The sequence below is a fragment of the Micromonospora sp. NPDC049799 genome, from assembly GCF_040656655.1.
Lineage (GTDB): Bacteria > Actinomycetota > Actinomycetes > Mycobacteriales > Micromonosporaceae > Micromonospora.
Genome location: NZ_JBFAMU010000227.1, coordinates 1 through 8012 on the forward strand (window position 1 = coordinate 1; position 8012 = coordinate 8012).

Genomic DNA, 8012 nt, shown 5'->3' on the forward strand with positions numbered 1-8012 from the left:
GCGGCGGAGCCCGAGCTGCGGGACTACTTCCGGCTGCCGGTGGCCGGGGCGCGGGCGGCGATCGCCGAGCTGGCCGAGGCCGGGGAGCTGCTGCCGGTCACCGTGCAGGGCTGGCGGCAACCGGCCTGGCTGCACGCCGGGGCTCGGCTGCCCCGGTGGGTGCGGGCCGCCACCCTGGTCAGCCCCTTCGACCCGCTGGTCTGGGAGCGGGCGCGCACCGAGCGGCTCTTCGGCTTCAGCTACCGGATCGAGATCTACGTGCCCGCGCCGCAGCGCGTGTACGGCTACTACGTGCTGCCGTTCCTGCAGGGGGAGCGGTTCACCGCACGGGTGGACCTCAAGGCCGACCGCCGGGCGGGTGTGCTGCTCGTGCCGGCGGCCTGGGTCGAGCCCGGCGTCGACCCCGGCGAGACCGCCGTGGCGCTCGCCGCCGAGCTGCACCGGCTCGCTGGCTGGCTCGGCCTGGACGCCGTGGCGCCGCCCGCCGCCGGCGATCTGGCCGCGCCGCTGGCCGCCGCCCTGGCTGGTGTCTCCGGTGTACGGTGAGCGGTGTGACGCGCGTTGACCGACCGGCCCTCCAGCCGCCCTCGTCCGCCGACGCGGCCGACCCCGGTGCTCCGGCCGGCTGGCCGGCGGGCCCGGTGCCGACGGCCTACCAGTATCCGGCGCCCGAGCAGGACCGGCTGACCCGCTTCGTGGTCCGGCTCTACGACCGGGCACCCCGCTGGGCGGTGCCCCTGGCCGCCGTCGGCTGTGTCGGTCTCGGCATCGCGTACACGCTGGTCAGCGATCCGACCCGGTCCGCGCCGGACGCCGCACCGACCTGCCTGCTCAAGCTGACCACGGGGCTGGACTGCCCGGGGTGCGGCGGCACCCGCGCGTTGTGGTACCTGCTGAACGCCGACCTGCCGGCTGCCGCACGGCACCACTTCCTGTTCGTCTTCACCGCGCCGTTCCTGGCCTACCTGTTCGTGGCATGGGCCGGGAAACAGGCCTTCGGCTGGCGCCTTCCCGAGCTGCGGCTCAGCCCGAAGGTGCTCGGCGGCTTCCTGGCCGTGTGGTTCGCCTTCTCGGTGCTGCGCAACCTGCCCTGGGCCCCGTTCACCTCGCTCTACGTCTGACGCCTCGTCGCGTCGGGCGCGTGATCGACGTTGCAGCCGGCGAGCCTGGCTTGGGTCGCGCGGGTGCCCGCCACTACAGTCCGAGGCATGCCGGACATGGTGCAGCCCCAGGTGAAGCTCGTCGCGTGGACCCAGTTCGAGGCGCCGGACGACGTGCCGTGGTCGACCGACGCCGAGGGCGGCCAGGCCCTCGCCGAGTTCGCCGGCCGGGCCTGCTACCAGAGCTGGAAGAAGCCGAACCCGGCCACCGCCACCAACGCCGGCTACCTCGCGCACATCCTGGAGGTCGGCCACCTCAGCGTGCTGGAGCACGGCTCGGTGAGCTTCTACTTCACCGGGGTGTCCCGGTCGTTCACCCACGAGCTGATCCGGCACCGGCACTTCTCGTACTCGCAGCTGTCCCAGCGGTACGTGCCCGAGCGGGACGCCGCCATGGTCGAGCCGACCGTGATCGCCGAGGACCCGGAGCTGCACAAGAAGTTCGTCGAGGCCGCCGAGGCCAGCGTGCGGGCGTACACCGAGCTGCTGGAGGGCCTGGAGCAGCGCTTCGCCGACGAGCCCAATCCGACGCTGCGCCGTAAGCAGGCCCGGCAGGCGGCGCGCGCCGTGCTCCCCAACGCCACCGAGACCCGGATCGTGGTCACCGGCAACTACCGCGCCTGGCGGCACTTCATCGCCATGCGCGCCACCGAGCACGCCGACGTGGAGATCCGCGAGCTGGCCGTGGAGTGCCTGCGCCAGCTCCAGCGGGTCGCGCCGAACGTCTTCGCCGACTTCGTCGTCTCGACCCTGCCCGACGGCACCGAGGTGGCGGCGAGCCCGCACGCCGAGCAGTCCTGAGCCCTTCCCCGCCAGGGGGTCGCTGGTCGTCCGCTAGGTTGGTGGCATGACGCACGACCACCCTGACACTTCCGCCCGGGCGGTGTCCCGCCCCTTCGGGCGGCTGCTGACGGCAATGGTGACCCCGTTCACCGCCGACGGCTCGCTCGACCTCGACGGCGCCGCGCGGCTGGCGACGTACCTGGTCGACGAGCAGGGCAACGACGCGCTGGTGGTCAACGGCACCACCGGCGAGTCGCCGACCACCACCGACGCGGAGAAGGAGCGCCTGATCCGGGCCGTCGTGGAGGCCGTGGGCGACCGGGCGCAGGTGGTGGCCGGGGTGGGCACCAACGACACCCGGCACACCATCGAGCTGGCCGCCGGGGCGGAGAAGGCCGGCGCGCACGGGCTGCTCGTGGTGACGCCGTACTACAACAAGCCGCCGCAGAGCGGCCTGCTGCGCCACTTCACCGCCGTCGCCGACGCCAGCGGCCTGCCGATGATGCTCTACGACATCCCGCACCGCGCGGGTGTGCCGATCGACACCGAGACGCTGGTCCGCCTGGCCGGGCACGAGCGGATCGTGGCGGTGAAGGACGCCAAGGGCGACCTGACCGCCACCAGTTGGGTGACCAGCCGCACCGACCTCGCCTTCTACAGCGGTGAGGACTCGCTGACCCTGCCGGCGCTGGCCGTCGGTTCGGTGGGCGTGGTCGGCACGTCGACCCACTTCACCGGCGCGCTCACGAAGCGGATGATCGAGGCGTACGACGCGGGGGACACCTCGACCGCGCTCAGCCTGCACCGGCGGCTGCTGCCCCTGTTCACCGGGATCTTCCGGACGCAGGGCGTGATCCTGGTGAAGGCGGGCCTGGCGGCCCGCGGGCTGCCGGCCGGGCCGGTGCGCCCGCCGATGGTGGACGCCACCGAGGACGAAATGGCCCAGCTCCGCGCCGACTGCGCGGCGGCGGGTCTGGAACTGCCCTGATGATCGAACGACACGACGGACGCCGGGTAACGGCGTCGCAGAATGAGGTGGACGCGTGACCGAGGCGCACATCGAGGCGGACATGCCCCCGCCGCTGCCGGAGGGTGGGCTGCGGATCATCCCGCTCGGAGGGCTCGGCGCCATCGGTCGGAACATGACCGTCTTCGAGTACGACGGCAAGCTGCTCATCGTCGACTGCGGGGTGCTCTTCCCGGACGTCGAGCAGCCCGGCGTCGACCTGATCCTGCCGGACTTCGCCCCGATCCTGGACCGGCTCGGCGACGTACAGGCGATCGTGCTCACCCACGGTCACGAGGACCACATCGGCGCGGTGCCGTACCTGCTCGCCCACAAGCCGGACATCCCGCTGGTCGGCTCGCAGTTCACCCTGGCCCTGGTCGAGGCGAAGCTCGCCGAGCGGCGGATCCAGCCGTACACGCTGACCGTGCGGGAGGGGGGTCGGGAGCGGCTCGGGCCGTTCGAGTGCGAGTTCTTCGCGGTCAACCACTCGATCCCGGACGCCCTGGCGGTGGCCATCCGTACGCCGGCCGGCCTGGTGCTGCACACCGGTGACTTCAAGATGGACCAGCTCCCGCTGGACGGGCGGATCACTGACCTGGCCGGGTTCGCCCGGCTCGGCGCCGAGGGCGTGGACCTGCTGCTGTCGGACTCCACCAACGCGGAGATCCCCGGCTTCGTCACCCCGGAGCGGGAGATCGGGCCCGTGCTCGACTCGATCTTCGCGAAGGCCAAGGGGCGGATCATCGTCGCCTCGTTCGCCTCCCACGTGCACCGGGTGCAGCAGGTCTTCGACTCCGCGGCCGAGCACGGCCGCAAGGTCGCCCTGATCGGCCGGTCGATGGTCCGCAACATGGGCATCGCGCGGGACCTGGGCCTGCTGAACATCCCGGCCGGGCTGGTCATCGGCATCGAGGAGGCCACCAACCTCCCGCCCGAGCAGATCGTGCTGATGTCCACCGGCTCGCAGGGTGAGCCGATGAGCGCCCTCGGCCGGATGGCCAGCGGGGACCACCGGCACATCACCATCGCGCCGGGCGACACCGTGGTGCTGGCGTCCTCGCTGGTGCCGGGGAACGAGACCTCCGTCTACCGGGTGATCAACCGGTTGGCCCGGGCCGGCGCGGTCGTCGTGCACAAGGACGTCGCCAAGGTCCACGTGTCCGGGCACGCCCCGGCCGGCGAGCTGCTCTACCTGCTCAACGTGGTCCGCCCGAGCAACCTCATGCCGGTGCACGGCGAGTGGCGGCACCTGCGGGCGCACGCCCGGCTCGGCATCGAGTCCGGTGTGGCGCCGGACCGGGTGGTGCTCTGCGAGGACGGCGACGTGGTCGACCTCGTCGAGGGCCGGGCCAGCCTGGTCGGCCACGTGAAGAGCCGGTACGTCTACGTGGACGGCCTCGCCGTCGGTGACGTGAGCGAGTCGCTGCTCACCGAGCGGCGGATCCTCGGCGACGGTGGCTTCATCGCCACCACCGTGGTGGTGGACTCGGTCACCGGCAAGGTGGTCGGCGGTCCGACCCTGTCGGCGAAGGGCTTTTCCGAGGACCCGGAGGCGTTCAGCCCGGTGATCCCGCTGGTCACCGAGGCGCTGAACCGGGCCGCCGCGGACGGCATCACCGACCCGCACCAGCTCCAGCAGATCGTCCGGCGCACGGTGGGGCGGTGGGTCAACGACGCGTACCGGCGTCGGCCCATGATCGTCCCGACCGTCGTGGAGGTCTGACCTCCGCTCGTCCACCGGCCCGCCTCCCCTCGGGGGGCGGGCCGGTGTCGTGCGATCGTCGAGGGTCGATTCAACCTTCCGGGCGTCGTGTCCGTACTCCCGACCGGCAGGCGTGACCGCGCCGGCCGGGAGGAGCGTGGCGGATGGACCGCAGACGGATGACAGCCATCGGCGTGATGGTCGTGACGGTGGGAGCCGCGGCGGCGGTGACCCTGCCGTCGTTCGCCGGTGAGGGCACGACCCCGCCGGGCGGGTCGGCGCAGCCGGCGCCCGGGGGCGTCGCGCCGGAGGTGGTCGACGCGATGCGCCGCGACCTCTCGCTCAGCGCCGGGCAGGCGGCGGCGCGGCTGAAGACCGAGCGGTGGGCGACCGGGGTGGTCGCCGACCTGCGGACGGAGCTGGGCGCCGACTACGGCGGCAGCTGGCTCGGCGCGGACGGCACGACGCTCAACGTCGCGGTCGCCGACCGGGCCGACGCGGAGCGGGTCCGTGCCGCCGGTGCGGTGCCGAAGGTGGTCCAGCGGGGTGTCGGCCAGCTCGACGCGTGGAAGACCCGACTGGACCGGGCCGGTGCGTCGGCGTCCGACGCGGTGGCCGGTTGGTACGTCGACGTCGCCGACAACTCCCTCGTGGTGCTCGCCCAGCCGGGCGCCCAGGACGCCGCGTGGCGGCTGGTCGACCGGACCGGCGTGCCCCGGCAGGCGGTCCGGGTGGACGCCACGGCGGAGTCGCCGCGGCTGCTGTTCGACGTCCGGGGTGGTGACCCGTTCACGATCGACGGCTCGGGTCGCTGCTCGGTCGGCTTCTCGGTGGTCGGCGGCTTCGTCACCGCCGGTCACTGCGGCCAGGAGGGTTCCCGGACGGCCGGGGCGAACGGCGTCGGCCAGGGTGTCTTCCGCGCCTCCTCGTTCCCCGGCGACGACTGGGCGTTCGTCGAGACCAACAACGCCTGGACGCCGCAGCCGGTGGTGAACGACTTCAACGGCGGGACGGTGCCGGTGGCCGGCGCGCAGGAGGTGCCGGTGGGTGCCTCGATCTGCCGTTCCGGCTCCACCACCGGCGCCCGCTGCGGGACCGTGCAGGCCCGCAACGCGACGGTGCGCTACCCCGAGGGAACCGTCACCGGCCTGGTCAGGACCAACGTCTGCGCGGAGCCCGGCGACTCCGGCGGCTCGTGGATCTCCGGGGACCAGGCGCAGGGCGTCACCTCCGGCGGCTCCGGGGACTGCACCCGGGGCGGTGCCACCTTCTTCCAGCCGCTCGCCGAGATCCTGGAGGTCAACGGCCTCACCCTGGTCACCACGGGTAACCAGGGCACACCGTAGCCGCGTCGGACGCCGGCGGGTCCCGCAGGACCGGGCCCGCCGGCGTCCGCGGCTCAGGCCGACAGCGCGTTCAGCTCACCGTAGGGCAGGGGATCCGACAGCGCGTCGTACGAGCCCCGCGTGAGGGCCTCCGTCGCGGCTCGCCGCACCAGGCCGTACGCGGCCTCGGCCAGGTTCGCGCCGAGGCTGACCCGGGCCACTCCCAGCTCGGCCAGGACTCCGACCGGGGGCGAACCGGGGCCGGCGAGCACGTTGACCGGCGCGTCGATGCCGGCCACCAGCGCACCGATGGTCGCCGGGTCCGCGACACCCGGCACGAAGATCCCGTCCGCGCCCGCGGCTCGGTACGCCGCAGCCCGGCGCAGCGTCTCGGCCAGCCGGTCCTCTGCGGCACCGAACGCGCGCAGGTAGATGTCGACGCGGGCGTTGACGAACAGCCGAACCCCGGCCGCGTCCGCCGCCTCCCGGGCCGCCCGCAGCCGCGCGCACTGGTCGTCGACGGTCCGCAGGGGATCCGCCCCATCCGGACGGGCGTCCTCGATGTTGACGCCGACCGCCCCGGCGGCGAGCACCCCGGCCACCGTCTCGGCGACGCCGGCCGGATCGGCCCCGAACCCGCTCTCGATGTCGGCGGTGACCGGGACGGTGACCGCGGCGGCGATCCGGGCCACGGCCGCCACCGCCGACTCCCGGTCCAGCACGTCGCCGTCCGGCCGGCCGAGGCTCCACGCGACCCCGGCACTGGTGGTGGCGACCGCCGCCGCACCGCAGGCGGCGACGATCCGGGCGGTGGCCACGTCCCACGCGTTGGGGAGCACGAGCGGGGAGCCGGGGCGGTGCAGGTCGTGGAGGAGCAGGGCACGGTCGCGGGTGGAGGTCGTCATGCGGGTAGTCCACCAGCCGGTCGGCCGGCCGGTCGAGCGACTTCCGGACCTCACCGCCGCCGCGTGGGTCAGGGCAGGGCGGCCACCGCGTCGGCGTACGCGACCCCGGTCCGGACCGCCGCGTCGATCAGCACGGTGAGCTGCGCCGGGGCCACCCCGTGCCCCAGGTCGGTGCTGACGTCGCCGGCCAGCACCAGCTGAGCCCCCAGGTCGTGCACGTACGCCTTCGGCAGCAGCCGGTCGTGGTTCCACGCGTTGCAGAAGGCGTACGCCTCGGTCAGCCGGACGGTCGGGAGTCGGCGGCTCGCGACGCACCGCGCCTGGAGGACCTCGCCATGCTCCCCGGCGGTACGGAACTGGATCAGCGCCGCACCCCACCGGCCGACCACGGTGCCCGCCGCGTCCACCGCGTAGTGGTCCCCGCGCCGGTCCAGCGCGGCGGTGATCAGCCCGAGGGTGAGCGGTGCCAGGTCGTCGTCCGCCGGTGCGTCGTCCGGCCCGTCGTGGGCGTGCTCCGCGTGGGCCGGGTCCTCCTCCGGTGGCAGCGGGACCGGCGCGGCGAGGGCCCGCTCGGTGAGCCAGGCGGCGATCCGCCCGGACTGGTGGCCGGTGCCGTTGCGGGCGTCGAAGCTGCCGGCCAGCCCGGTGGCCAGGTCCAGCAGTGTCGCGCCCAGCGTGGCGACGTCGACCTCGGCGGCCGGCCGGTCCCCGTACGCCGGACGGGGCACCCGACGTGCGCCCAGTCCCGCCTCGCCGGCCACCGCGCAGACCAGCGCCCCGGCGGCGGCGAACTCCATCGCGGCCAGGTCGTCGGTCGGCCCGTCCAGCCGGGGCAACTGCTCGGCGAGGATGTCCAGGCCCCGCCCGGGGTGCCCGGCCAGCGCGCACCACCGCAGGTGCGCGGCGAGAGCGCCGAAGGCGGACGGCTCCCGCCGGTGCCGCCGGTACGCCCGCACGTGCGCCGCGGCGGCCCGTTCCGGCTCACCCGCGCGGAGCCACGGCAGCAGAGCGGCGGCGAGGGCGCGTTCCGGCTGGTCGACGATGGGCTGGAAGTTCACCGTGAACTCGTGGTCGGCGACCGCGCGGGACAGGTCGCCGCCGAGGGTCAGCCGGCCGATGTCGGCGGTG

At 74.3% G+C, this 8012-nt stretch carries 8 protein-coding genes; 6 read left to right on the forward strand and 2 right to left on the reverse strand.

The genetic code is table 11. The features are described from left to right. The 6 genes from AB0I76_RS17665 to AB0I76_RS17690 all read left to right on the forward strand — a co-directional run. The coding region (locus AB0I76_RS17665; RefSeq protein WP_357036210.1) for a crosslink repair DNA glycosylase YcaQ family protein at positions 1–546 on the forward strand (546 nt) is incomplete at its 5' end. Further along, positions 543–1121, forward strand: a complete 579-nt coding sequence (locus AB0I76_RS17670; protein WP_357036213.1) for a DUF2752 domain-containing protein — start codon at positions 543–545, stop codon at positions 1119–1121. The genes AB0I76_RS17665 and AB0I76_RS17670, both read left to right, overlap by 4 nt. A 96-nt stretch (positions 1122–1217) precedes the next feature. Next, entirely contained in the window at positions 1218–1961 is a 744-nt protein-coding gene (thyX, locus tag AB0I76_RS17675) for an FAD-dependent thymidylate synthase (protein ID WP_357036230.1), read from the forward strand. Between the two features lie 46 nt (positions 1962–2007). Beyond that, positions 2008–2931: a 4-hydroxy-tetrahydrodipicolinate synthase gene (dapA, locus tag AB0I76_RS17680; protein ID WP_357036215.1), complete on the forward strand. Its 924-nt coding sequence runs from the start codon at positions 2008–2010 to the stop codon at positions 2929–2931. 55 nt (positions 2932–2986) lie between these two features. Beyond that, entirely contained in the window at positions 2987–4675 is a 1689-nt protein-coding gene (locus AB0I76_RS17685; protein ID WP_357036219.1) for a ribonuclease J, read from the forward strand. A gap of 143 nt (positions 4676–4818) precedes the next feature. Then, positions 4819–6000: a S1 family peptidase gene (locus tag AB0I76_RS17690; protein WP_357036222.1), complete on the forward strand. Its 1182-nt coding sequence runs from the start codon at positions 4819–4821 to the stop codon at positions 5998–6000. A gap of 53 nt (positions 6001–6053) precedes the next feature. Here AB0I76_RS17690 and AB0I76_RS17695 read toward each other — a convergent pair whose 3' ends face one another. Continuing rightward, positions 6054–6884 carry an isocitrate lyase/phosphoenolpyruvate mutase family protein gene (locus AB0I76_RS17695; protein WP_357036224.1) on the reverse strand — a complete coding sequence of 277 codons (831 nt, stop codon included), beginning with the start codon at positions 6882–6884 and terminating at the stop codon, positions 6054–6056. A 68-nt stretch (positions 6885–6952) separates the two neighbouring features. Then, positions 6953–8012, reverse strand: a 1060-nt coding sequence (locus tag AB0I76_RS17700) for a YbjN domain-containing protein (protein WP_357036227.1), incomplete at its 5' end; no start/stop codon positions are given.

Coding starts and splice junctions, on each gene's coding strand:
- thyX (WP_357036230.1), top strand. CDS start 1,218: ATGGTGCAGCCCCAGGTGAAGCTCGTCGCGTGGACCCAGTTCGAGGCG.
- dapA (WP_357036215.1), top strand. CDS start 2,008: ATGACGCACGACCACCCTGACACTTCCGCCCGGGCGGTGTCCCGCCCC.
- AB0I76_RS17690 (WP_357036222.1), top strand. CDS start 4,819: ATGGACCGCAGACGGATGACAGCCATCGGCGTGATGGTCGTGACGGTG.
- AB0I76_RS17695 (WP_357036224.1), bottom strand. CDS start 6,884: ATGACGACCTCCACCCGCGACCGTGCCCTGCTCCTCCACGACCTGCAC.